This is a genomic window from Streptococcus cuniculipharyngis (assembly GCF_007859195.1).
Taxonomy (GTDB): domain Bacteria; phylum Bacillota; class Bacilli; order Lactobacillales; family Streptococcaceae; genus Streptococcus; species Streptococcus cuniculipharyngis.
On the sequence record NZ_VOHL01000003.1, the window covers coordinates 41,612 to 66,862 of the forward strand.

General features: G+C 42.3%; 26 protein-coding genes, 1 tRNA gene and 1 other RNA gene. 5 read left to right on the top strand and 23 right to left on the bottom strand.

What is annotated here, in order from left to right; translation table 11 throughout:
• The first annotated feature begins 72 nt into the window (after positions 1–72).
• From FRX57_RS05075 to FRX57_RS05090, 4 genes are all read left to right on the top strand, one after another.
• Positions 73–906, top strand: coding sequence for a GIY-YIG nuclease family protein (locus FRX57_RS05075; RefSeq protein ID WP_146567338.1), 834 nt, complete (start codon positions 73–75; stop codon positions 904–906).
• Positions 907–918: 12 nt separating this feature from the next.
• Positions 919–2,217: a replication-associated recombination protein A gene (locus tag FRX57_RS05080; protein WP_146567340.1), complete on the top strand. Its 1,299-nt coding sequence runs from the start codon at positions 919–921 to the stop codon at positions 2,215–2,217.
• A 41-nt stretch (positions 2,218–2,258) separates the two neighbouring features.
• A non-coding RNA gene (gene ssrS / locus FRX57_RS05085) (6S RNA) lies at positions 2,259–2,449 on the top strand.
• Positions 2,449–2,521, top strand: a tRNA-Lys gene (locus FRX57_RS05090). Before ssrS ends, FRX57_RS05090 begins: the two co-directional genes overlap by 1 nt.
• 140 nt (positions 2,522–2,661) lie before the next feature.
• Here FRX57_RS05090 and FRX57_RS05095 read toward each other — a convergent pair.
• The 17 genes from FRX57_RS05095 to FRX57_RS05165 all read right to left on the bottom strand — a co-directional run bounded on the left by FRX57_RS05095 (position 2,662) and on the right by FRX57_RS05165 (position 19,912).
• Positions 2,662–3,660, bottom strand: a complete 999-nt coding sequence (locus FRX57_RS05095) for a DUF4097 family beta strand repeat-containing protein (RefSeq protein WP_146567342.1) — start codon at positions 3,658–3,660, stop codon at positions 2,662–2,664.
• On the bottom strand, positions 3,657–4,223 hold the full coding sequence (locus FRX57_RS05100) for a DUF1700 domain-containing protein (protein ID WP_146567344.1): 567 nt from the start codon (positions 4,221–4,223) through the stop codon (positions 3,657–3,659). The genes FRX57_RS05095 and FRX57_RS05100 overlap by 4 nt, the downstream gene beginning before the upstream one ends.
• Positions 4,213–4,533, bottom strand: a complete 321-nt coding sequence (locus FRX57_RS05105) for a PadR family transcriptional regulator (RefSeq protein ID WP_146567346.1) — start codon at positions 4,531–4,533, stop codon at positions 4,213–4,215. Before FRX57_RS05105 ends, FRX57_RS05100 begins: the two co-directional genes overlap by 11 nt.
• Positions 4,534–4,687: 154 nt before the next feature.
• Complete coding sequence (locus FRX57_RS05110; protein WP_146567348.1) at positions 4,688–5,902, bottom strand: MFS transporter; 1,215 nt, start codon at positions 5,900–5,902, stop codon at positions 4,688–4,690.
• 232 nt (positions 5,903–6,134) lie between these two features.
• A complete protein-coding gene (gene rpsD, locus FRX57_RS05115) occupies positions 6,135–6,746 on the bottom strand; it encodes a 30S ribosomal protein S4 (protein WP_146567350.1) in 612 nt (203 codons plus the stop codon).
• A 198-nt stretch (positions 6,747–6,944) separates the two neighbouring features.
• Positions 6,945–7,211, bottom strand: coding sequence for a Veg family protein (locus FRX57_RS07635; RefSeq protein ID WP_186600831.1), 267 nt, complete (start codon positions 7,209–7,211; stop codon positions 6,945–6,947).
• A gap of 9 nt (positions 7,212–7,220) precedes the next feature.
• Positions 7,221–8,582 (bottom strand): replicative DNA helicase, encoded by a 1,362-nt coding sequence (gene dnaB, locus FRX57_RS05120; RefSeq protein ID WP_186600832.1) that lies wholly within the window; start codon positions 8,580–8,582, stop codon positions 7,221–7,223.
• A 38-nt stretch (positions 8,583–8,620) separates the two neighbouring features.
• Positions 8,621–9,073, bottom strand: a complete 453-nt coding sequence (gene rplI, locus FRX57_RS05125; protein WP_146567352.1) for a 50S ribosomal protein L9 — start codon at positions 9,071–9,073, stop codon at positions 8,621–8,623.
• A 1-nt stretch (position 9,074) separates the two neighbouring features.
• Positions 9,075–11,027: a GGDEF domain-containing protein gene (locus FRX57_RS05130; protein ID WP_146567354.1), complete on the bottom strand. Its 1,953-nt coding sequence runs from the start codon at positions 11,025–11,027 to the stop codon at positions 9,075–9,077.
• An 85-nt stretch (positions 11,028–11,112) separates the two neighbouring features.
• Entirely contained in the window at positions 11,113–13,011 is a 1,899-nt protein-coding gene (mnmG, locus tag FRX57_RS05135; RefSeq protein WP_146567356.1) for a tRNA uridine-5-carboxymethylaminomethyl(34) synthesis enzyme MnmG, read from the bottom strand.
• A 51-nt stretch (positions 13,012–13,062) separates the two neighbouring features.
• The gene (locus tag FRX57_RS07880; RefSeq protein ID WP_186600837.1) at positions 13,063–13,167 is read right to left on the bottom strand and encodes an NUDIX domain-containing protein; all 105 of its coding nucleotides are present in this window, start codon (positions 13,165–13,167) and stop codon (positions 13,063–13,065) included.
• Positions 13,168–13,388: 221 nt separating this feature from the next.
• A complete protein-coding gene (locus tag FRX57_RS05140) occupies positions 13,389–13,853 on the bottom strand; it encodes an NUDIX hydrolase (RefSeq protein WP_146567358.1) in 465 nt (154 codons plus the stop codon).
• Positions 13,854–14,047: 194 nt separating this feature from the next.
• Positions 14,048–14,722 (bottom strand): DUF4956 domain-containing protein, encoded by a 675-nt coding sequence (locus tag FRX57_RS05145; RefSeq protein ID WP_146567361.1) that lies wholly within the window; start codon positions 14,720–14,722, stop codon positions 14,048–14,050.
• Positions 14,715–15,449 carry a polyphosphate polymerase domain-containing protein gene (locus FRX57_RS05150; protein ID WP_146567363.1) on the bottom strand — a complete coding sequence of 245 codons (735 nt, stop codon included), beginning with the start codon at positions 15,447–15,449 and terminating at the stop codon, positions 14,715–14,717. The genes FRX57_RS05145 and FRX57_RS05150 overlap by 8 nt, the downstream gene beginning before the upstream one ends.
• A 71-nt stretch (positions 15,450–15,520) precedes the next feature.
• Entirely contained in the window at positions 15,521–16,741 is a 1,221-nt protein-coding gene (locus FRX57_RS05155; RefSeq protein WP_146567365.1) for a carbohydrate-binding domain-containing protein, read from the bottom strand.
• 239 nt (positions 16,742–16,980) lie between these two features.
• Positions 16,981–18,102 carry a tRNA 2-thiouridine(34) synthase MnmA gene (gene mnmA / locus FRX57_RS05160; RefSeq protein WP_146567368.1) on the bottom strand — a complete coding sequence of 374 codons (1,122 nt, stop codon included), beginning with the start codon at positions 18,100–18,102 and terminating at the stop codon, positions 16,981–16,983.
• Between the two features lie 106 nt (positions 18,103–18,208).
• The gene (locus tag FRX57_RS05165; protein WP_146567369.1) at positions 18,209–19,912 is read right to left on the bottom strand and encodes a glycosyltransferase family protein; all 1,704 of its coding nucleotides are present in this window, start codon (positions 19,910–19,912) and stop codon (positions 18,209–18,211) included.
• A 70-nt stretch (positions 19,913–19,982) separates the two neighbouring features.
• On the opposite strand from FRX57_RS05165, the gene FRX57_RS05170 reads away from it, so the two are divergent.
• Positions 19,983–20,588, top strand: a complete 606-nt coding sequence (locus tag FRX57_RS05170; protein WP_146567372.1) for a histidine phosphatase family protein — start codon at positions 19,983–19,985, stop codon at positions 20,586–20,588.
• Positions 20,589–20,673: 85 nt separating this feature from the next.
• Here FRX57_RS05170 and FRX57_RS07805 read toward each other — a convergent pair whose 3' ends face one another.
• The 6 genes from FRX57_RS07805 to pgsA all read right to left on the bottom strand — a co-directional run bounded on the left by FRX57_RS07805 (position 20,674) and on the right by pgsA (position 25,251).
• On the bottom strand, positions 20,674–21,480 hold the full coding sequence (locus FRX57_RS07805) for a transglycosylase SLT domain-containing protein (RefSeq protein ID WP_281287367.1): 807 nt from the start codon (positions 21,478–21,480) through the stop codon (positions 20,674–20,676).
• A gap of 147 nt (positions 21,481–21,627) precedes the next feature.
• Complete coding sequence (gene apf / locus FRX57_RS05180) at positions 21,628–22,137, bottom strand: aggregation-promoting factor (protein ID WP_146567374.1); 510 nt, start codon at positions 22,135–22,137, stop codon at positions 21,628–21,630.
• A gap of 130 nt (positions 22,138–22,267) precedes the next feature.
• Positions 22,268–23,062, bottom strand: coding sequence for an energy-coupling factor transporter transmembrane component T family protein (locus FRX57_RS05185; protein ID WP_146567376.1), 795 nt, complete (start codon positions 23,060–23,062; stop codon positions 22,268–22,270).
• Positions 23,055–23,897 carry an energy-coupling factor transporter ATPase gene (locus FRX57_RS05190; RefSeq protein WP_146567378.1) on the bottom strand — a complete coding sequence of 281 codons (843 nt, stop codon included), beginning with the start codon at positions 23,895–23,897 and terminating at the stop codon, positions 23,055–23,057. Before FRX57_RS05190 ends, FRX57_RS05185 begins: the two co-directional genes overlap by 8 nt.
• Positions 23,873–24,709: an energy-coupling factor ABC transporter ATP-binding protein gene (locus tag FRX57_RS05195; protein WP_146567472.1), complete on the bottom strand. Its 837-nt coding sequence runs from the start codon at positions 24,707–24,709 to the stop codon at positions 23,873–23,875. The genes FRX57_RS05190 and FRX57_RS05195 overlap by 25 nt, the downstream gene beginning before the upstream one ends.
• Positions 24,709–25,251, bottom strand: coding sequence for a CDP-diacylglycerol--glycerol-3-phosphate 3-phosphatidyltransferase (gene pgsA / locus FRX57_RS05200; RefSeq protein WP_146567381.1), 543 nt, complete (start codon positions 25,249–25,251; stop codon positions 24,709–24,711). The genes FRX57_RS05195 and pgsA overlap by 1 nt, the downstream gene beginning before the upstream one ends.

Sequence of the window (25,251 nt, forward strand, 5' to 3'; positions counted from 1 at the left end):
TTTTCCCCTTCTTCTTTGTTTCTATTTTATCACAGTTTTTGCTATAATAGGTGGAAAAGCAAGGAGAAAAACATGGTGCAACATACTATTATTGCAGCAGATAACGGTAAAGACAATATCACTGTCTATACCAAAGAACCTGGTGTTGTGACCTCAGCCCATCGTTCCGACCTCAACGCCCTCAGACAGCTACCTGAAGCACAAAAAGCAGGTATCTATATCCTCATCGGCGAGAATAAACGCTATATCGGTCAAGCAGCCACTTCCGTTTATTCCCGCCTCTACCAACACGATAAAGAAAAAGATTGGTGGAATCAAGTCATCTTTTTTGGGCGAGAAGACGGGCATTTGGACAAATCTCAACTAGACTATCTGGAAACCGTCCTCATCAAGGAGTTTCGAGATGCAGGTTTTAATCTAGAAAATGCTACACAAGGAAATTCCTCTTGGATCGACAAAATCAGCAAAATTCATGCTGACAACATCTGGCACATCACCCAAAATGTGTTAGAAGAAGTCGCCAATATCCCTCTCTTTGAACCTTCTACAAACGAACAGGAAAAAGACAACGTCACAGACCACCATCGTGATTACACCCTTGTCCTAGCCGATGGTTCTATCATTTCAGGAAAAAATCCTACTACCTGCTATGTCAATCTCTTCAAACATTTGCTTAAAGATCCAAAAACAAAGGACCAGATACTCTCTTTAGTCACAACGGGCGGACCGAGCAGTCGTCTGCTACTCGGAACAGTTGAACGATTTGATAAATCTGGCATGCGATTGACCTCACCTATCACTCCTCATATCCATGTCTATAGCAATCTCTCCACTGCTGACAAAAAACGAGTCCTCCGTCGTTTCGCCAATCAAATCGGGCTATCTCTGACCATCAACTGGGATTAGAAAGGAAGCTTCATGACAGACAACCTCGCTCTTCGCATGCGACCCACATCTATTGACCAGATTATCGGTCAAGAACATCTGGTGGGGCAGGGAAAAATCATCCGTCGCATGGTGGAGGCCAATCGCCTAACCTCCATGATTTTATATGGACCTCCGGGTATCGGGAAAACCTCGATTGCTAGTGCCATTGCTGGTACCACCAAATACGCCTTTCGCACCTTTAACGCCACGGTGGACAGTAAAAAACGCCTCCAGGAAATCGCTGAAGAAGCTAAATTTTCCGGTGGCTTGGTCTTACTCCTAGACGAGATTCATCGCTTGGACAAGACCAAGCAGGACTTTCTTCTTCCTCTTTTAGAACAGGGGCTGATTACCATGATTGGGGCAACCACGGAAAATCCTTTTTTCTCCGTCACACCTGCCATTCGTAGTCGGGTGCAAATTTTTGAGTTGGAACCCCTGACTACCGACGACATCAAACAAGCGATTGAGCTAGCTCTAAACGACAAGGAAAGGGGCTATGATTTCCCTGTCCAGATTGATTCTCAGGCCCTAACCTTTATCGCAGTTGCTACCAACGGTGACCTGCGTTCCGCCTATAATTCCTTAGATTTAGCCGTTCTATCCACCCCGCCAGAGACAGATGGTAGCCACCACATCACGCTGGAGATTATGGAAAATAGCCTGCAACGCTCCTACATCACTATGGACAAGGATGGTGATGGTCACTATGACACCCTCTCTGCCTTGCAAAAATCCATTCGCGGATCTGATGTCAATGCCAGCCTTCACTATGCCGCTCGATTGATTGCTGCAGGGGACTTGGCTAGCCTAGCCAGACGTCTAACGGTCATTGCCTACGAGGACATCGGCCTTGCCAACCCCGATGCTCAAATCCATACAGTGACTGCCCTTGAAGCTGCTCAAAAAATTGGGTTCCCAGAAGCAAGAATTTTAATCGCCAATGTTGTCATTGACCTTGCCCTCTCGCCCAAGTCCAATTCGGCTTATCTAGCCATTGATAAAGCCCTGGCCGATCTCAAACAGACCGGTAATCTGCCCATTCCACGGCATCTGCGAGATGGGCACTATGCTGGCAGCAAGGAATTGGGCAATGCCCAAGACTATCTCTACCCCCACAATTTTCCAGAAAAATGGGTCAAACAAGATTATCTCCCAGATAAATTGAGAAACGTCAGCTATTTTAGCCCAAATCATACTGGTAAGTATGAACGGGCCCTTGCACTCAACAAGGAGCGCATTGACCAGTTAACCAAAAAAGATGAAAGCCCTATCAAAAATAAGGATTAGGACTTGAAAAAATTTTAAAATATGGTATCATAGAAACATAGAAGTTGCTGTGGTGTACGAATCCACACTAAGTGTTGACCGACTATTTTTTGTATTTTCGGGAGACAAAAGTCTTCTGGCAGTATGTAGGCCGTCTCACACGGAAACAACTAAGTCAGAGCGAGTCACCCACCTGCTTACGATGTGCGGGTTCAATACAAATCGTGGGTAACGGCACCAATACAGCATATTGCCTCCTTAGCTCAGCTGGCAGAGCAGCGGACTCTTAATCCGTGGGTCGCAGGTTCGATCCCTGCAGGGGGCATGTTTTGCGTACTAAAAGCCTTGATAACAAGGCTTTTTTGTTTACTTGTTCTACCAAATTATTTTTAGGATTTGATGTCCCATAATATTCACCAAAATGCAAATAGCAAGAAACCAGGCCAATATTGGTCTGGTTTTACTTTAGTCAACAGTCACATGACCATCGCTTACCGCAATTTTAAGGGAGGCTTGCTCGTCAGCAACTACCTTGTTAAAGGTTGCGACTTCCCCATCACTGTCCTTAATCTTTGTTCCTTGCGTCAATGCTTGCCCCACTAATAATTGACCAGAAGGTGCTGAGAGGTCAAAAGAGCTTGCCTTGTGACTGGCTGGATTTAATGTCATGGTCACATTGGTTTCCTCACCTGAAACCGTGACCTGACCTTTCAGCGTCAAATTGTTACCCTCCACTTCAGCCTCCTCAGCACTGATGGTTACACGCTCCAAGGTCGAATCTGTCATCTGCAAAGCATTCATACTAGAAGGGATTTTTACATCGGTCAGGGTTGAACCTGCTACCATACCATAGGTTTCCCCCAAATCCCAAACTAAGTTGGACACCTGACTTGACTTAAAGGAGGCCAAGGCATTTGACGATACGAGCCGACCACCGGCTATTTCTGTTTGAACAAATTCCCCTGAACCTGAATAGTCTAGTGCCTTGATTTTCTGGTTGCTAACCTCCAAATCTCCATTGAGCAACTCCCCGCTAAGACGCTCTATAACCGCTCCCTTGGGAACAGCCAGAACAATCCTTGTCTGATCGGTATATCTATCATTTACATTTAGGAAAAAGCTGGCTAAACTCAAGAAACCACCTATTTTCTGTTTACCTTCTTTTTGTTCAAGGCGGAGCTGGCCTTGATTGTCGGTCACCTTGAGCTGACCGATGAAATATTTACCATTATAGTAAGATAGGTGAACCTTATCATCCTTGGACTCTTCGATCCGTAAATCTCGGTACATAAGATCTAGGTCTAGGCTCTTGATGGTCTGAAAGGTTTTGCTCTCTTGCTTTGGTGCATTCATCTCCTTAATGTCATCTAGGCCACCTGTCACATAGCCCGCTGTTAGCAGAGTCACCCCCAAGACCAAGGTCATCAAAAAACTAATCCCCCATACTTTTTGCCATTTTTTCATGCTTTTTTACCTCGCTTACTAATCCATCTCGCTAGAGCGACCAAGCTCCAAATAACCAACTTAACCAGTAGCCAAACAACCAAAAGGGCCAACAACAAACCGGCTAGGCAAAGCAGAGCCAAACCAAGAGCCATCATCATGGCTGCCATAGAGCCCTTGGCAAAAATAACTGCCTCTGCAAAACTGAGCACAACCCCAACCAATAAACCAAAAATACCAGCCAAACCAAAAAGGAATAGGGATACCACAAAGGCACATAGAACCATGATAAAAGGAATCATAATCGGACTCACAAGAAGGGCCGCCAAGGCAATCCAGAGAATTTTCACCCCTGAACGATTTGGATAAGCACCATCCAGCAGGTGCTTGTCTAAAACATTTTGAATAATATCGTTGGCTGCCTCCCGTGGGTTGCCTAGTTCAGCAATGACTTGGGCTTCCTGTTCCGGTCCAGCTTCATCAAAATACTCTTCAAAATAATCCATAGCCTCCTGATAATCCGCCTGAGGCAATCTTTTGAGGTAGCGTCTCAACTTGGCCAAATACTCTTTTCTAGTCATCATCTAATCTCCCTTCAATAATATCATTGACCCTAGTCTGATAGGCCTGCCACTCCTCCTTGAGAAAAAGCAAATGAGTTTGTCCTTCAGACGTCATCATGTAATATTTTCGCTGCCGCCCTTGGTATTCCCTGCTATAAGTCGTCAAATAACCCGCTTTTTGTAATTTCTTCAAAATCGGATAGAGAGTTGACTCCTTAATATTAGCAATCAACTTAACGGTCTGACTAATCTCATAACCATAGGAATCCTGCCGATCAACAATGGCTAAAATCAGAAATTCAATCAAGACCGATGAGGTTGGAAAGTACATAGACCTCCTCCTTTCTCTTATGTAATTTTTTTATATATAAATATTTTACACATTAAGTATAGATCACTTCTCCTTCCTTGTCAAGACTTATATATAAAATTTTTACATATTTTTTAGAGGCAAGAAAAAACAGCCCGGCAGGCTGCTTTTGCTTTTATTTTTTCTTATAGGTTTCTGGTAGGGTCATAATCATCGCCAAGTAAATCACTGGCACGAGGAAGTAGAAAAGATTAGACGCCCAGTAGCCCATATTGGCATAAATCCAACTCCAGATGAAGTTCAAAACAGTATAAAGACCATAAGTAATTCCCCAAATGATACCGAACATCAAGGTTGCTTTCTGTGGGTTCATATTTGGCAATTCATGTGGAATATTGAGATAAACCGCGTATTGGTAGAAAATCAAGAATCCACTGATAAAGAATGAGAGATAAGCTAAGAAAGGAAGTTTAAGAACTGCCACTGAAACAATACCAAACGCCATTGTTGCAATAGCAAAAACCCCTAGCATAACCAAATAAGGTTTACGTTCACGGTTAACTGGACTCTTCAAACGAACCAAGGTTCCCATAATTCCTCCACCTGATACGGCAAGAATCATGTAACTCGCTTGGAAAATCTCAGGAAATTCTTTGGCCAATTGACCTGGAATACTGTTAAGAGACATAACATAGAGGATCAAGAAAGCACAAAACCCAATAGCAAATCGCCAAACAAATGGGTCCTTAATGGCCATACCATAGGAATAAGTTGATGGTGCTCCACCTTGACCACCTGTTTCAAAGTCTTCGGCACGAATTAACCAAACCACAAAGCTCAGAATAGCAACCAAGGCAACCCCACTCAGGGTAATTCGCCAGTCCATCCGCAAAGCATCCGCCCAAAAAGCAAAGGCAACAGCAATCAAGAAAGCGCCAATATTATAGCTAGCCGTGATGAAGGAAGAGTAGAAAATCTTCTTATCTTGAGAGACAAAACGCACCACCACCGGGTTCATGTAGACCATAATCATTGAGCCACCTAAGGCCATAATCATACGAGCAATAATATAGAACCAGTAGTTTGGCATCCAAGCCGCCACCATGGCAAAACAGAGCAAACCAATGGCAAGCTGAGAAGCTTTTTTAATGCCTAACTTAACCAAGACCGCTGCCGCTAAGAAATTGGCAACCACACGAGCAATGGTAATTGTATAATTAACCATTTCAGAGATAGTTGGATCTACCCCTTTATCGCCAAAAAATGTCGCAACGACCTGAGGCCCTAAATTAGACCCTCCCACCCAGCTGGCTGCAAAGGTAATGTAAGCAATCAGCAAGGTATAAAACATGAGAATGCCCGTTTTTGGGCTAACTTCTTTAGTTGTCATGACAACCTCCTAAATGATATTGATAGCGTTTTCATACACTAGTTTAACAAGACCCCTAACATTTGTCAAAGAAAACGCTCACATTTTTACAAGTATATTTTTTCACATTTTCTGAATAGACTTGATCCACCAAAAAGCTATCATGCTTTACGAGATTGCCCTAAGAAATCCAGGCCTTAAAACAAGACAAAAAGCCCACTCTCGTAGGCTTTCTGTAATATATTTCTTAACATTAAAGCATTTTGTTGTAGAATTCAACGACAAGTGCTTCGTTAATTTCTGGGTTGATTTCATCACGCTCTGGCAAGCGAGTCAATGAACCTTCCAATTTTTCAGCATCGAATGATACGAAAGCTGGACGACCAAGTGTTGCTTCAACAGCTTCAAGGATAGCTGGTACTTTAGCAGATTTCTCACGAACTGAGATCACTTGACCAACTTCAACACGGTATGATGGGATATCAACACGTTTGCCGTCAACCAAGATATGACCGTGGTTAACGAATTGACGAGCTTGACGACGAGTTGTTGCAAGACCTAGGCGGTAAACAACGTTGTCAAGACGACGCTCAAGAAGAAGCATAAAGTTGAAACCAAGTGTTCCACCTTTAACTTTTGACGCTTGAACGAACAAGTTACGGAATTGTTTTTCGTTCATGCCGTATGAGAAACGAAGTTTTTGTTTCTCAGCCAATTGCAAACCGTACTCAGACAATTTTGAACGGTTGTTTGGTCCATGTTGACCTGGCACATAGTTACGACGTGCCAACTCTTTACCTGTACCTGTAAGTGAAAGACCCAAGCGACGAGCTTGTTTCCATGATGGTCCTGTATAACGTGACATCTAAATGTCCTCCATAAATAAAATAATTTTATGGAAATAGTCTTGAAAAAATCCTGATTCGTGCAGTTAATCTTCGCCCAAACAGCAAAGGTTACTTGATTCATAACTAACTGTTGACGAGCTCCATATTCTTTCGGCTGCTATTTCACATAAGTAAAAGTATAGCATAAAAAAAAGGACTGTGCAAGTCCTTTAGCCCTAATCCAAGTAACGAATCAAGGTTTTTTCGGTCAAAATATCAGAATAAGTATAGGACTCAACATAAGTATTCTCAGTCACTCCTGACTTGTCCGTATATTCCACGATAAATAAAGACTGATAAACTTCGGTCAAACGACCAATTTTATTTTTCTCCCGCTTACGACCATGTTCCAAGGTCATCTCAACTAGCTGACCTTCATGTTTTTTGACATCTTCCTTAATTTTTTTCATTTTTGCCACATCAGCAAAGGCATCACTGCTCATCTTTTTCTCCTATCTTTCTTCAAAATGGGCAATGGTTGAAAACTTATTATATTCCTTTTGGAACATTAGTTTCACCGTTCCCCTTGCCCCACTCCGGTTTTTTTCTAAAATAACCTCAATGGTGTTATCAAGTAGGGCATTGTCATCTTCCTTGTCACCTCGATCATAGTAGTCCTCGCGGTAAAGGAAGGCAACAATATCCGCATCCTGCTCAATGGAACCCGATTCACGAATATCGGACAAAATCGGACGCTTATCCTGTCGCTGTTCCACACCACGAGAAAGCTGACTGAGCGCAATGACCGGCACCCGTAATTCCTTGGCTAATATTTTCAGTTGACGAGAGATTTCTGAAACCTCCTGTTGACGGTTTTCAGGCCTTGTTCCTGTAATTAATTGCAGGTAGTCAATGACAATCAAGCCTAGACCGCCCTCAACCTCCTTGTCTAGTTTACGACTTCTGGCACGAATTTCAGTAATCTTAATCCCTGGTGTATCATCAATAAAAATTGGTGCCTCAGCCAGAGTCCCTTGGGCAATGGTCAAACTCTGCCACTCTTGGTCAGTCAATTTACCCGTCCGCAAATGGTGAGAATCAACCAGACCCTCGGCGGCCAACATCCGGTCGACCAAGCTCTCTGCCCCCATTTCTAGGGAAAAGATAGCAACTGCCCGTCCTTGCTTGGTACCGACATTTTGGGCAATATTCAAGACAAAGGCTGTCTTTCCGACAGCTGGACGAGCAGCTAAAATGATGAGCTGGTCAGGATGCAAGCCTGTCGTCATCCGATCCAAATCACGAAAACCTGTCGGTAAGCCCGTAACATCTGTCGTCTGGCGTGACCGAATTTCCAAATTTTCATAATTGACCTTGAGGACATCGGAAATCTTTTGAAAACCACTCTTATTGGAGCGTTCGTTAATATCAATTAACTGCTTTTCAGCCTTGGCAATTAGGTCATCGGAGTTTTCTCGTCCCTCATAAGCCTGACTAACCGTTTCCGTCAACCGACTAATCAGTTGGCGAAGCTGCGACTTCTCAGCCACAATCCGAGCATAGTACTCGGCATTAGAACTGGTCGGCACACTATCCACCAGCTCAGCAATATAGGAAACACCGCCAATATTGGCCAAATCTCCCTGACTGTCTAGGATATTTCGCATCGTCAGGGGGTCAATGGCTTCATTGCGGTCATTTAAGCTAATCATAGCCTGAAAAATGACCTTGTGAGCGTATTTGTAAAAATCGTCTGGTTCAAGATATTCACGGACGGTAATCAACTTATCCGTTGACAGAAAAATTGACCCTAAAACAGACTGCTCTGCCACCAAATCTTGTGGTTGAACGCGCAATTCTTGCACATCAGACATGGTTTCCTCCCATCTTGACAGACTTGTCAACCTTACTTCTAAGCTTGCTTGATGCTAAGATGAATCAAGCCGTCAACTTCCTTGTGTAATTTAACTGGCACCTCAATCAAACCCAAAGCTCGAATCGGTTGTTCCAACTGGATATGGCGTTTGTCAACCTTAATGCCAAATTGGCTTTCCAGCTCCTCAGCAATTTTCTTGGCAGTGATTGAGCCAAAGGTACGCCCATCTGGACCAACCTTTTCAACAAACTTAACCAAGACATCTTCTTGAGACAATTGTTCCTTGGTCGCCTTGGCTTGGGCCAAAAGCTCTGCCTGAGCCTTTTCTTCAGATTTTTGCTTGCCCCGCAATTCACCCAAAGCTTGACTGGTTGCTTCCTTGGCTAGATTTTTTTTAATCAAAAAGTTCTGAGCATAGCCTGTCGGCACTTCTTTGACTTCACCTTTTTTCCCCTTGCCTTTAACGTCTTGTAAAAATACAACTTTCATCTTAAGTCTCCTTACTATAATTTTTTATGATGGTTTCAATTAATAAATCGTGAGCCTGGGTGACTGTCTTACCTGTCAACTGACAAGCCGCTAAGTTATAGTGGCCACCACCACCCAAATCTTCCATAATTCGCTGAACATTAATGGATTGATGGCTTCTGGCTGAAATAGCGACCTGGTTATCATCCGTCTTGACAAGCACAAAACTGGCATCAATATCCGCCATATTCAACAAAGTATCTGCTGCCTTACTAGCAATAACGGTTGAATAAACAAGATTATCAGCACCTGCAGCAATAATCAGATTGTCGTAAAGTTTTTCTCCTTGTACAATCAGCTGATTAATCTGCCGGTACTCTTCAAAACTGGTTGCCGAGATAGACTGAATTTCAGTGCTATCACTACCAACATTCCTAAGATAACTAGCCACATCAAAGGTCCGACTAGTCACCCGGGTTGAAAAATTTTTCGTGTCTAACATGATACCGGCCATGATGATACTTGCCTGAACCTTTGTCAAACGTGTCTTCGTTGACTGAAATTGAATTAATTCGGTAACCAACTCGCAAGCACTACTTGCACCACTCTCAATAAAAGTCAGAATCGCATTATCAGGAAAATCCTGATCCCTACGATGATGATCTACAACAATAACTTCTGTAAACCTATCGTAAAGTTCTCTTGACAGCGTTAAAGCGAGCTTAGAGTGGTCCACCATAATCAACAGAGATTGCTCAGTAACCATAGATAGAGCCTCATCAATTGTTACTAAAATCGTCTGACCATCTTCTCTTAATCTTGACAAGGCTCGTTCAATATCTTTACTAAGGTTTACAGGGTCGTAAACCACATAAGCCCGCCTCTGTAAACTAGCTGAGAAATACTGCATGCCAACCGCTGCACCAAGAGCATCCATGTCTAGATTTCGATGACCGACAATAAAAACTTGATCTGTCATCTTAATCTTGTCTGAGATTGCCGTCATCATGGCTCGCGTTCGAGTTCTGGACCGCTTAACTGTTGAAGCTGTTCCTCCACCAAAATACATGACTTTTTGATTATCCGTATTTTCCTTGACAACAGCCTGATCTCCACCACGCATGAGGGCCATATTTAAATTTTGATTGGCTAAGCTACCAATTTGGTCATAATTGCCACTGCCATAGGCTGCTCCTATACTGAGGGTTAAAGACAACTCCTTATCCTGAGAGGCTTTACGGAAATCCTCTAGCATCTTGAACTTGTCTTCAATAAGCTCTTGTAGAACCTTATAGTCTGTAAAGAAAAGAAAACGATCACTTGATAAACGACGATAAAACATCTTCTTTTCCTGTGCAAATTTAGCAATAAAATCCGCTACAAAGCTATTAATCTGTGACACCTGTGCATCGGATAAATCATCGGTCATTTCATCATAATTATCGACTGAAATCAAACCGATTACCGACTGAAATTCCATCCCATCTTGACTGATAACAGCATCAAAAAAATAACAAATCTCAGCAGTGTCATCTAAATAGACTAGGTACTGATTGCCAAAGATAGTGACACTTGAATCTGCCAAATTTTTTTCCTTTTTTGAGATGACGTCCTTCATCAACTCAACATTCAAACTTCCTGAATCCGAGGTAAAAACAAGCTCAGCATAAGGATTAAACCACGAGATATCCTTGCTTGCCTTATCAAAACGGACAACCCCAACTGGCATCTTGTCCAATAATTTTTTCAAACTATCCTCTGTTTGTTGATTTAATAAATCAATCTTTTCAACCTCTGTCAAACGGTAAGCATCCTGCTGATAAATCATTAGAGCAACTAATAGACCAATACTTAAAAATGTTGCCAGCAGAAAAACAATCTCTGATTGAGATAGACGCCCACAGATGGCGATTAGCCCAAACAAGATGAAGCCGATCATGATGAGATGAATTTTTGTAAAACGAAATGTTCTCATGCTATAAACCTCTTAAATGCTAATTATACCATAAAAGAGCTTAGAAACAAAGCCATAAGCTAGCTGGCTAGGGTTACCCCTTAGACTAATTTTTACGGCTGGCCTTACGATTGCCTTCCAAATAAACCATGAGAATGGAAATATCAGCTGGATTGACCCCCGAAATCCGACTGGCCTGACCAATGGTTTCTGGATTGATTTTCTTGAATTTTTGCCGAGCCTCAGTGGCAATCGAATCAATATCATCCCAATCAATGTTGGCTGGAATGCGTTTTTCTTCCATTCGTTTCATCTTGGCCACCTGATCCAGAGCCTTGTTAATATAGCCCTCATACTTGATTTCAGTTTCCAAGAGTTCAATAATCTTACTATCCAAGTCCTCTGCCGCAGGACCGATAAACTGAACCACCGTATCATAAGTGATTTCTGGCCGACGCATAAATTCTTTGGCTGTCATGGCATCTGTCAAGGGTTTGAAACCGAGAGCTGTCACTTTATCATTGGTTTCCTTGATTGGCTTGAGCTTGATGCTTTCCAACCGCTTCATTTCGTTCTCAAATTGAGCTTTTTTAATCTCAAAAACCTGATACCGTTCATCATCCACCAAACCGATTTGACGGCCAATCTCTGTCAACCGCATATCAGCATTATCATGGCGCAAAATCAAACGGTATTCTGCACGGCTGGTCAAGAGACGATAAGGCTCTAAGGTGCCCTTGGTCACCAAATCATCAATCATAACACCAATGTAAGCATCACTGCGTTTCAAAATCAACTCCGGCTTGCCCTGCACCTTAAGGGCAGCATTGATGCCAGCAATCAAACCTTGCCCCGCAGCTTCTTCATAGCCTGAAGTGCCATTGGTCTGACCTGCTGTAAAGAGGCCTGAAATGGTCTTGGTTTCCAAGGTTGCCCGCAATTGATGAGGCAAGACAATATCGTACTCAATAGCATAGCCTGTCCGCATCATCTCAGCCTTTTCCAAGCCTTTGATAGAGTGGAGCAAGTCACGCTGGACGTCCTCTGGCAAACTGGTTGACAAGCCCTGCACATAGACTTCTTCGGTATTGCGACCTTCTGGCTCTAGGAAAAGCTGGTGGCGGTCCTTGTCCGCAAAACGAACAATCTTATCCTCAATTGAAGGGCAATAACGTGGCCCGACCCCCTGCACAATCCCTGAAAACATGGGGGCCCGATGGAGATTAGCATTGATAATGGCATGACTATCGGCATTGGTATAGGTCAACCAGCACGGAATCTGGTCTTGCACATAATCTTCATCCTTGGATAAAAATGAAAAATGGTTGGGTTTGTCATCACCTGGCTGGATTTCCGTCACCTCATAGTTGATTGAAGAGGCCTTAATCCGTGGTGGCGTTCCGGTCTTAAAGCGACCAATCTCTAAACCAAGCTTTTTCAAATTGTCTGCCAAAGTGACAGAAGCCAGGCTATTATTTGGTCCTGACGAATACTTTAAATCTCCGATGATAATCTCACCACGTAGGGCTGTTCCCGTCGTTACAATCACCGTTTTAGCCCCATAAGATTGACCCGTGGCAGTCACAACACCCACAACCTGACCATCCTCGACCAAAATATCATCAATCATGGCTTGACGCAGGGTCAGATTCTCCTGATTTTCAACTGTTTTTTTCATCTCATTGGCGTAAAGTACCTTGTCAGCTTGAGCTCGTAAGGCACGAACGGCAGGCCCCTTACCTGTATTGAGCATTTTCATCTGAATATAAGTTGTGTCAATATTTTTACCCATTTCACCGCCTAGGGCATCAATCTCCCGCACGACAATCCCCTTAGCAGAGCCACCGATGGAAGGGTTACAGGGCATAAAAGCCAGCATATCTAGGTTGATGGTAGCAAGCAGGGTCTGGCAACCCATACGAGCTGCCGCCAGGCTTGCTTCCACCCCAGCATGGCCAGCACCAATTACAATAACATCATAGTTTTCTACAAATGTGTGTGTCACTTTCTATCTCTCCTTTATGTTCGTGGTATATTTCGTTTGTCGACTTCGAGTTTATCTTTCTTCTCTCACCAAATCTAGGTTGACAAGGTTGTCAACTCCTAACTCCTCTTTGATTTCTCGAACAATCGCATCTTGTACTGTCTTATTGACTTTAATAGTACCACCTAACCAATCATAGTGTCCCCCTCATGGTCTTTGGTGGGAAAAATCTTCCCATCTTTTATATCAATACAGTCACATGAATACAAAAATTTGATTGTCCAGTCCCGTTCTAAAAAGCATTTTTCAGTCTCTTTGATAAAATGTCTTCTAGATAGGGAACTAGCTTTTTCTCATTTTTGTTGTCTGCCCTTAGCCACTGAAAATCACTATGTTCTTCAGGGTCCAGCAGGATTGTCCTTATTGATAACATGCTTTAATTGCCCGTCCCAAGCTGCTAATTCCGTCTTGAGGAAGGCTGGGTTAAGGTTGAGTTTCTCCAAGTCTGCAAAAGCAACCCACTCGCACTGGCGAGTAGACTGTCCTTCTTCCAGATAGCTAGCTGGATCAGAAAGAGGGGAAACCAAGTAGCAAAATTCAATTTGATGAAAGGCTGTTCCATCTAATTCAAATTGATTTTCAACGACAAAAGCTAGTGGACCAACCTCGACATCAATACCAATTTCTTCTTTAAGTTCCCGTTTAACAGCTTCTTCCGTCGTTTCGCCAATTTGAATAGCACCACCCAAAGTATAGTATTTCCCCTCTGGCGATTTGGCAAGATAAACTTGCTCATCTTTCACCAATAATCCTGTCGCTCTCACACCAAATACCTGCTGGTCGGTCCTTGTCCTAAAATCCATCCACAACTCCTTTGACAAAAAAGAGCCAAAACCCGCAGAATTGCACGTCAAAAAACGCACAAAACAATGAGCTTTGACTTTCATCGTATTGTTAAGGGTATTTTATCAGAAAAAAACTGGACTTGTCAAGTCAGACTAGCCTACTGGAAGATAGTAAAAACCACTCTTCCTAGAAGAAAAGGTTATATAAAAGCTTACAGGCTCTTCTTTTTTTGGACAGTCCGAGAGAGACTAATAGCCCAATCAGGGTCAAGAGATTGCAAATGGTCCAGTAGCTCTTGGTCAGACAGGTCAAGGAGAAGCAGATAAGTCAATTCCAGCCGACCTTGCTTAACGGTTACTTTTTCAAGCAGGGGACTGGTACCCAGTTGCTCCAAGAAGGTATCCAAATCATAACGGCTAGAACTAGCTTGAGGTAAGGAAATCGTCACCTGCTGTAATTGTCGCCCTTGTTTATCCGTCCACGTTTTCTCCAATATCAGAAAGACACCGCCTACCAGCAGAGTCATAAGGGTAGCCAACATCAGATAACCCATCCCTGTCGCAAGACCAACGGCCGTCGCCATAAAGACCAGCAACAACTCCTTACTAGAACTAGCTGGTGAGCGAAACTTAATCAAACTAAAGGCTCCTGCCACCGCCACCGAGGTCCCTAGATTGCCATTGACAAGAAAGATAACAACTGCAATCAAACTGGGCAAGACAACCAAGGTCATGGCAAATTCTCTGGAAGTTAGGGGATGAGAACGGTAAAGTTTAGCTAAGACCAGCCCTAGTCCCAGACTGACAAGAAGGCTGGCTAGCAACCAGATGGGATTGATGACGACACTAGCTTGACGAAAAACACTTTGGAACATGGTACTAAGCATAGTGTGCCTCCTGACTTAACTGACTTTCCTGATGAAGTTGATAGGCTTGACCATATTTGGAAAAAGAAACTTTCTCAAAATTATAGGTTTCTAAGATAGTCTGCAACCAAACTGGAATTTGGTCCTCTACCTTAATTTCCATGACAACTTGGTTTTGAGGTAAGAGAGGGCTAGCCTCAAAACTGGTCAAGGTCAAGTGATTGACCTCCGCATAGGTCAAGTTGGTATCCACCGTTACCCTAACAGAATGGTCGTTTCGTCCCCTAAAGGATTGGCGTTTGTAGGCGATTAGCATTCTAGGAGTAATGGTGCCATAGCGTTTTTCTAAAAGAGCCAGTTGAGCCATCATACGGTCGTCAACAATTTCTTTACTCCCCTGACCTGATAAAAATTTTCCTGCTATGGCTGGTGTGGTTGCCACCCGATACTTGTACCCAATCCCCGCGATTTTTTGTTTGATTTCTAAAAAAGCTGGACTCGTCAGGAGCGGTTTGGGAGCATAGGTCCTAAGTCGAACCTTTTCCTTACCGTGTTTTTTAGCCAGAGAATCCTGAATCATGGTAAAATCAGCTGTATCAAAATAAAGACTAGTAATGGTAGAACGTGCAAAAGTATCCTCCATCAGGTGGACTGCCAAATCAGCCATCAAATCTGGTAGGCACTGTTTGGGAACAAGATACTTGGTCTCCACACGCTTAAATTCTTTCTGGGTCATCTGTTTTGTCATGCTTATTTTCCTTTCTGCACTAGGTTTAGTCTATCAAATGTCACTCATCTGCTCTGCCATTTTCCAAAAGCTTAACGACGAGGCATACCGCCACCTCCAGGCCCATTAGCTACAATATCAGTCATCGTCTGACCGTTATGGATAATAGTGCCACCCGTGTAAGTCGCCGTACCATCAAAGTCAATAGCAGAGGGACCACTAATCGTAATATTACCGCCTGTCACGGCTACATCACCATTGGAGTCAATGGCGTCTGTATCACCCTGAGCCATATTGATAGTGAGATCCCCACCGTTAATGGTCAGATTGACGCCCTCCATGGCCGTCATACTGTCCGACGATTTAGTCCAATCCGTCGCATTGATACCATCATCTGTGGCATTGACAGTAATGGTCCCGCCGTTAATGGTAACAACCTTGCCCTCAATCCCTTCTGTGCTAGTCTCAATAGTAATATCACCACTGTCAATCACCAAATTGTTGCTGGCATGGATAGCATCATCACCAGCTTTAATAGTGACAGTGCTGTCCGCCAAATAAAGATTACCCATGGTGGTGTCCTCATCATTGTCTGAGTGGATGGCATCCTCGGTCGCTGTCAAGTTAAGGGTACTTCCTGTAATATTGAGAGCATCATTGGCCGACAGAGCATGCTTAGCTGCCGTTACCGTATAGGTTCCGCCCGTGATTTTCAAATCATCGTTGGATTTAATGGCATTATTGTAGTTACCTTGGACCGTGAGACTACCTGTTCCATTGAGGGTCAGGTCTTTTTTACTGTAAATGGCAGCACTAAAGTCTGTTGCTGTTCGATTGGCTGAGTCTGCTAGGTGATTTTGCGAGCCTTCAGCCAGTGTCACAAAGACCTTGTCTGCTGAGGTTACAGCAATCAAGGCATCTGTCCCTGTCATAGTAACTCCATTTAGAACGAGCTGGACCTTGTCACTATCTGCTGCCTCGACCAAAATCTGAACGCCCTCACTCTTCCCTGAAATCACATAGGTTCCAGCTTGGCTAATCTTGACTACAGAGCCTGCAACGCTCACTCCATTGCCAGCTACTGTTGCTGAAGAACCGTTAAGCTTAATAGTACTAGCGGTTGCTGCATCATAGCTAGCGTCCAAGTCACGGTCTGAGAAATAACTGGTGTTACTGGTCTGATTTACTACAAGAGCTTGATTGGATTGACTTGATGTCGCTCCTGTTGTTGAGGAATTTGCTTGGCAAGCCGTCAAGGTCATCACCGCCATCAAGCCTGGTAAAATCAATGTTCTTTTGTTGTTTCTTGTCATAAGCCTTACCTTCTTTTTGCTATCATTATAGGTTTGTTTTCTGAAAAGATACTGAAAATTTTCTGAAATTTTCCTTAAACAAAAACCAAGCCCTGAGGACTTGGTTTATCATTTCTATTAACGATTTGTTCTTGATTTATGGGCAATAAGATAGCATAGTTCTTAGATCAGCCAAAACACCACTTACAGTTTTTCCTTCATATTCCTGATAAACTATCAATAGTCAGCACAACTTGGGATTAGATATATTGACAAACCTGAGCATCCTTAAAGGCAAGGTCAATGATGCCACCACCCAAGCACTCTTGGCCCTGGTAGAAAACAACAGCTTGACCGGGTGTAATAGCACGTTGAGACTCAGCGAAAATCACTTCTGCCTTGTCACCTGTGACCTTGACAGTAACTTGACTGTCAGGTTGACGGTAACGAAACTTAGCCGTGCATTCAAGTGTGAATTCTTCTGGCATTTGACGTGTAAAGCGAACTTGACTAGCCTGTAAAGAGGTTGACATGAGTGACTCGTGGTAGAAGCCCTGACCAACATAGAGGATATTTTGCGACAAATCCTTGCCCACAACGAACCAAGGTTGATTGTCTCCGCCATGCTGACCTCCGATACCAAGACCTCCACGTTGGCCAATGGTATAGTACATGAGACCAGCATGCTCACCCATATCACGACCATCAACTGTCATCATGCGACCCTTTTGGGCTGGCAGATAGTTACTAAGAAATTCCTTGAAATTCTTCTCACCGATAAAGCAGATACCTGTCGAATCTTTTTTCTTAGCCGTCGCCAAACCTGCCTCCTCAGCCAGTTTTCTAACTTCTGACTTTTGCAGATGGCCTAGGGGAAACATAGTTTTTTGCAGTTGTTCCTGTGACAACTGACTAAGAAAATAGGTCTGGTCCTTGCCATTATCTGCCCCACGCAGCATGTGAACCACACCGTCAGCATCTCGCTCCACCTGAGCATAGTGACCTGTTGCCACATAGTCAGCTCCTAGGGACATGGCATAGTCCAAAAAGGCCTTAAACTTGATTTCCTTGTTACACATGACATCTGGGTTTGGTGTTCGACCTGCTCGATACTCCGCTAAAAAGTATTCAAAAACCCGGTCCCAGTATTCTTTTTCAAAATTAACTGAATAGTAGGGAATACCAATCTGGTCAGCCACGGCAGCCACATCCTTATAGTCTTCAGTCGCTGTACAAACACCAAATTCATCAGTATCATCCCAGTTTTTCATAAAGACTCCAATAACATCGTAGCCTTGTTCCTTCAATAGCAGGGCCGTCACTGACGAATCAACACCGCCACTCATGCCCACAACAACACGAATATGTGAGTTATCACTCATTTTTTTCTCCCATCTTTTCGTTGAAAAAACGATTTGAAGGTCGTCTTTCACATGATAATAGAAGTGGGAAAAACAAGCTCTCCCACTTCCGTTTCTATTATATCAATTAAGCCTTAGATGTCAATTTTTTGAAATGTAGACGGCTTGTCAAAAAAATTCCTAGCCAAGCTAGTGAAGTCATCACCAAACTTACTGTAAAGATTAGCGGAGCTTGATAGGTCAATACGAGTTTATTCATTCCCTGCTGAGAGGTCACAAGAGGCACTCCAATTTCAGATAATTGATAATCACTTGACATCAACTTGACACCATTCAGGGTTAACTGTGATCCTGTGTAAACAAAGATAGGAATAGAGACTTTCTCCCCTGCTTGGGCTGTCCACTCTACAGATAGTTGGTGATTAGTGACAGACTTTTTAAACTGACTGTTGGGAAAGATAATTTGTTGAGCATATAACTTATAGGTGTTTTTACCTGTCAAATCACCGTAAACCGGAACATAGTCTGGTGTTGCTTTCTGAATCACCCTGAGCAGTTTTCGTTTATCTACATCGAACAAGCTTGCTCGTGTCTGTTGGTAATCATCAAACAAGTAAACATGTTTACTCTTTTTTAAAACATATTCGTTGCGATGCGCCTTCTCAGCTTGTTGAGTAGCATACTGACTGGTTTCAACCATAGCTCCAATAACTGCCAAACTCAGTAGAAATGATAATAACCACTGCCGCTGCTGAAAACTTGTTAGGGCGCGCCCCGCTAAAACAATTAACAAAACTGTCGTCGGTATAAAAAATCTAAATGGAAACTGTATCAATTCAGCAAACTTTACACCTCTGTCAACCAAATCTTGCCAAGGAAAATAGCTTGTTGATAGAAAGAAAAACAGGAAATAAGTTATGGCTAAAACCCATTCCCACTTGGCTACCTTTTTCCAATAAAACAAGAAATAGCCTAGCTGGGCTATAAACAGAACGAAGAGAAACTGAGGTCGTGTTAACCAATAGCTAGAGGCTTGATTAATTGTATGTTTCCCCATCAAAGGATTGACAAAAGGATCTAGCAGAAGATTATCTTGTCGTAAAAAAATTAGGGCCGTCCAAATATTCAAGGTTAAAAGCACCGCTAAAACAACTGACAAAGTTGTTTGCCCAAGTATTTTTAGCTTCGCTGAACTCTTCATCAAACCATAAAGATAAAAAGGGACATACATCATGACTAAAAAAAGGGCACTCAAGACATGAACCTGTAACATCAGAGCAACCGATACCGCCAGACGAATGACTTCAATTTTGTCTTGAAAAATTAACCGTATCATCGGAATTAGACAATAAGGCATTAGAGCTGCTCCCCAGCTAGAAAAACCCTGCCGGATAGACCAATATTGGATAGAAAAAGTCGTCAAATAAAAGATGGCTAAAGCCAGGGCAATCGTCCCTCTAACCTTGACCTCCCTCAACAAAGCATACATTGAATTTCCCGCGAATAGCCCTAAAACAAAACGGGATAGCAGTTGATAGCCGAACCAGTTCTTACTCAAAAGAACTAAAATCCCTTGAAAATAAGCAAAAAAAGGCCCGTATAAAGCATTGACAATTCGTCCCGATTGCTGAAAACCGTAAATCGAAATAAAGTAGTTCAAATTAAGTGACTTAATCTGCATCGCAGCATCATAAAAGCGATTATAATGAAAGATAGAATCTGAACCAAAAATGACATCACGACCTAGCCATTGCGGTAAAATCATAACGAAACTAGATAAAGCAATCAAAAGAAAGGGAAAATAACCAACTATTTTTTTCTGATTAAACATGTTCCTATTATAACATAAGCCTAGTGCTTTTTCCTTAACAAATCTAAAAGAACCTGATAAAATAACAGACATGGTAACTAACATTTATTTTATCAGACACGCTCAACCAAATCTTGACAACCATGATGACTTCCAAAGAGAATTAAGTGACAAAGGTTTACAAGATTGTCAACTGCTTACACAATACTTTAAACAGATTCCTATCCATGCTATCCTGTCCAGCCCCTACAAACGGGCTTATGATACCCTTAAACCACTTGCCAAGAACAAACACCTTTCTATCCAAACAGATAGTCGTTTTCGAGAACGTAAGATTACATCTGAGTGGATTAAGGATTTTGACACTTTCGCCCAAAAACAATGGGCTGATTTTTCGTATCATCTCCCTGCGGGCGAATCGCTCCAAGACGTACAAATCCGTATGCTTGATGGATTGACAGAAGCATTACACACCTACCCAGACAAAACGATTGTGATTGGATCACATGGAACAGCTATTTCCAGTCTTATTCATTATTTTTATCCTGATTTTGGCTATCGTGACTTCTTTCTACTTAAAGATACCATGCCCTTTATCTTGAAACTTGAATGCCAGGGAAGACATTGTTTGTCAATCGATCTTTACAATGTATTTACAGAACAATCTTTTACTTATTTCTCAAATAAAGCAGATTAGGGGCTTAACATCCTTTGACTAAATAACAAAAAGACAATCTCATTTCCTGAGATTGTCTTTTTAAAACTAATTTAATAGACCTGACTTATTGAAGACCCCAAGCAGCCAATCCCTGTGAATTATAAGCATTAATGGCCGCGTTAATTTGATCTTGAACAGTTGCTGTTGAGCCCCAACCTGGCATTGTTTGGAATAACCCAGAAGCACCTGACCCATTGTAGGCATTAGGATCACCATTTGACTCACGCGCAATGATATATTCCCATGTTGACTGAGGTACTCCAGTGGCAGCTGCCATTTGAGCTGCAGCTTCACTACCGACAACACCTGCACTATTTCCATTAGCCAAGACATAACCACCATAAGATGCTGCCAAATCTTGGTTAGGGGCATAAACATAGCCTGCTGGAGGTTCTGGCAAAGTTTCAGCAGAGTTTTCAGCTACTGCTACCGCCGTACCAGCAGTGTCCACTGCAGCTTCCCCTACAACAGAAGCAGTCTCTCCTCCTACCCCTTCCATTACTGATGAAGCACTTGCTTGTTCTGTCAACACTTCAGATGATACTACTTCTCCACCAAATTCCAAAGTCGCTGATGAAACACTTGCTGACTGACTTATTTCAGAGCTACTGCTTGCCTTACTAGATTTCTTATTTGTTGAACTAGTTGATGTTTTACTAGTCTTGCTTGAACTGCTACTTGATGATTGGGATGTTGCCTTGGTGCTTGAAGCACTTGACTCTACTGCGCTTGATGCTGAGTTTGCTACTTGATCAGTATTTTTCCCTGTCAATAGGCCAAACAAACCGATTACTAGCGCTAGTAGGAGTACCAAGGCTCCTAAAATCTTAGTCAGACAAGATCCTTTTGATTTTTGTCGACGACTTGCCATAATATATGATTACCTTCTCTTTCATTAAATCTATTTTTAATATTACCCTTAAAATATTACTTTTTGATGTAATTTAGGTTAAAAAGATTACAAAAAGATGTTAAGTTCAAGTAAAAATGCCCCAATACTGTGATTAGGGCAGCATTTTTAATACCAACCGTTAGCTAACCAAAAAGCTTGGGCTGCTGACCAGGAACCATAACGTTGTTTAACATAGGCTTCAGCCACACGCTCTTGATTTTCTGGAGATAAATCACCGTTCAAATAGCTCAAACTCAATTGGTAACGTCCATAATACTGACCATTTTGTGCTGTATAGCTACCACTTGATTCTTTTTGAGCAATCCATTCCTTGGCTGCCTGATCTGCCTCAGTTAAAACTGTTACCGAGGGTAAATTAGACTGACTGGGGATGGTTTCTTGAGGACTACTATCGGGCAAGTTTAATACCTGACCTAGTTTAATCAGATTTGCATCTGCTATCTGATTTAGTTGAATCAGTTGTTCAAGACTAGTCTGATGGCGACTAGCTATGCCTAATAACGTATCTCCCTCTTTAACTGTATAACTAGAAGCGCTAACTAGACTAGGAGCTACTAGACTGGTCAACACAGTCAAGCCTACTACTAATTTTTTCAACTTAATGGTTTTATTCATTTCTTTCACCTAGCTTTCTTTAAGATAGTTCTATCTTACACCTCCTTTGTTACTTAATAATTGAAACGAGGTTAACTTATGTGACAAAAAATTGCTAAATAACTAAAGAACAACACCCTAAGGCATTGTTCTAGGATTTCAATAGAAAAAGAGATAGGGCCAATAGTATCATTAACATAATCAATAAACTATCTCGCCGAGCCCAACTTAGTTGGCGGTATTTACTACGACCATCTCCTCCTTGATAACCTCTAGCTTCCATGGCTATCGCTAGAGCATCTGCCCGCTTAAAACTAGATGCAAACAAGGGAATCAGAATGGGAATTGTCGCCCTAATCCGTTGTAAAAAATTTCCCTCACTAAATTCCACACCACGCGCCCTCTGAGCATTCATAATCCTTGTCGCATCATCCATTAATGTCGGAACAAAACGTAAACTCAACGATAAAATCAAACCAATTTCATGCACAGGCAAACCAAACCGCCGTAAGGGGCCTAGCAATGATTCAACGGCATCCGCTAAACTTAAAGGAGTCGTGGTCAGGGTTAGTAGGGTGGAGGCACAAGTAATCAAAACAAAACGTGTAAAAATAAGAGCAGCCTGCGCCAAGCTATAATCTGTGATTTTAATTATGCCAAATTCAAAGAGTGGCGCACCCCCACGTGTGAAAAATAATTGGAAGAGGGTGGTGAATAAAATTAAACCAAACATCGGTTTTAACCCATTGAAAAAGAATCCTAACCGTACCTTGGACAGTAAAATCATGGCTAAGGTAACTAGAGTCAATAAGAGATTGGTCACTAAATTATTCGCCCAAAAAATGATGAGTAAATAAATAAACATGGCCAATAATTTACTGCGTGGATCAAGCTGATGAACAATCGATTGACCTGGAACATAACGACCTAAAATTAAATTATCCATCTTTTAGCATCTCCACAAATTCCTCTATCCTTATCGGTAACCGAGGCAGTACCAAGCCTTTGTTAACTAGCTGCTGTGCAAACTTAGTCATTTTAGGTACGCCTAATTGTTTTTCTTCCAAAACAGTTACCTGCTGAAAAACTTCCCTTGGTGAACCCGATAAGGCTACCTTTCCTTTTTCTAAAACATAGACAAAATCAGCATAGTCAGCCACATCATCCATCAGATGAGTGACTAAAATAATTGTCAATCCTGAGACATGTAGAGTTTTAAAAAGTTCCATTAACTCCTTACGCCCCTTGGGATCAAGTCCTGCTGTTGGTTCATCTAGAACCAAGACAGCTGGGTTCATGGCTAAAATACCAGCAATAGCAACCCGTCGCATCTGGCCACCAGATAAATCAAAGGGATTTTTGTCAAACAGGTCCTCTGAAATACCAACCAAGGTTAATTTCTCCCGCGCAATTTGCTCCGCTTGTGATTGCGATAGCCCAAAATTTTGGGGGCCAAAAGCAACATCCTTTAAAACCGTTTCATCAAACAACTGACTTTCTGGAAACTGAAAAACCAATCCAACCCGCTGTCTCAGTGGTTTGACATGCTTTAATTTTGACTGCTTAGTCACTACCATATCATCAACAACCACTGTTCCTTGACTAGGCAGGTGTAACCCATTTAACAACTGCATCAGGGTTGATTTTCCAGAACCGGTATGTCCAATGACAGCTGTATAACTACCATCAAAAATCTCCATATTAACATCAAAAAGGGCACGCCCTTCAAAAGGCGTTCCCTCTTGATAACTATAACTTACCTGATTGAGAGTGATTGCCATAGCTTATCTCCTAATTCTTCCTCTGTCACATAGCCAAACTCCGGCAGGAAACCTGCCTTTTGTAATTCTTCCTGCAATTTTTTACTGAAAGGAGCATCCAAACCATATGCTAGTAAATCAATTTCTTGAGAAAACAGTCCTTTTGGACTGGTATCAAGTAAAATTTGGCCTTTTTTCATCACTAACACACGATCACTTAAGCTAACCTCATCCAAATCATGGGTAATAGAAATCACTGTCAAACCATACTCTTGACGAACCTTCTGGATAATCTTCATGACCTCTAAGCGACCATGAGGGTCCAACATGCTTGTTGCTTCATCCAAAATAATGATATCAGGACGCATGGCGATAACACCTGCAATGGCCACCCTCTGCTTTTGTCCACCTGATAAGCGTGCCGGCTCTTTTTCTTTGAACTCGCTCATTCCCACTAAGGCTAGGGCCTCATCTACACGCTCTACCATCTGTGGCCGACTCAGTCCTTGATTTTCCAAACCAAAGGCAACATCATCTTCAACCGTAGCACCAACAAATTGATTATCTGGATTTTGGAAAACAATACCTATTTTCTGACGAATCCGCTCCAAATTTCCTTCTTCAACGGGAATCCCATCAATGAGAATACGCCCACTGTCAGCCAATAAGAGGCCATCAAGTAGGCGGACAGTTGTTGATTTTCCAGAACCATTATGACCAATAATCGATAACCACTCTCCCTGTTTCACGTGAAACCCAATCTGTTTGATGGCATACTCTGATTGCTCATCATAACGGAAAGAAAGATTATCAACTTCAACAATTGATTTCATCATTTAAAAGTATCCTTAAATAAATCTCCCGCCCCTTTGAAATAGTCATAACCAGAATAAAGGGTAAAGAACAGGCAAATATACAAACAAATCATTCCCAAGACAGACCAATGGCACAAGAGAAAAATGATAGATAGCATTTGGGTAACCGTCTTAATCTTACCAGGGAGAGCTGCCGCTAGGACCTCCCCGCCTGTCTCTAAAAGTAAGAGTCGTAAACCAGTTACCGCCAACTCTCGACAAATAATTAAGGCAGCCACCCAGGCTGGGACTAAGTCTAAACCAACCAACATAATAAAAGCGCTCATGACGAGAATCTTATCTGCTAAAGGATCAGCAAATTTACCAAAATTAGTCACCACTTGCCACTTTCTTGCTAAATAACCGTCTAGATAATCGGTCACACTAGCAATAGCAAACACAACAGCAGCTAGTTGATGGGCTGTGTTGTTAGACATGGACGTCAACACCAGAAAGACAGGGACTAATAAAATTCTGACTAAGGTTAAGGCATTTGGAATATTTTCTTTTTTTGTTAACAT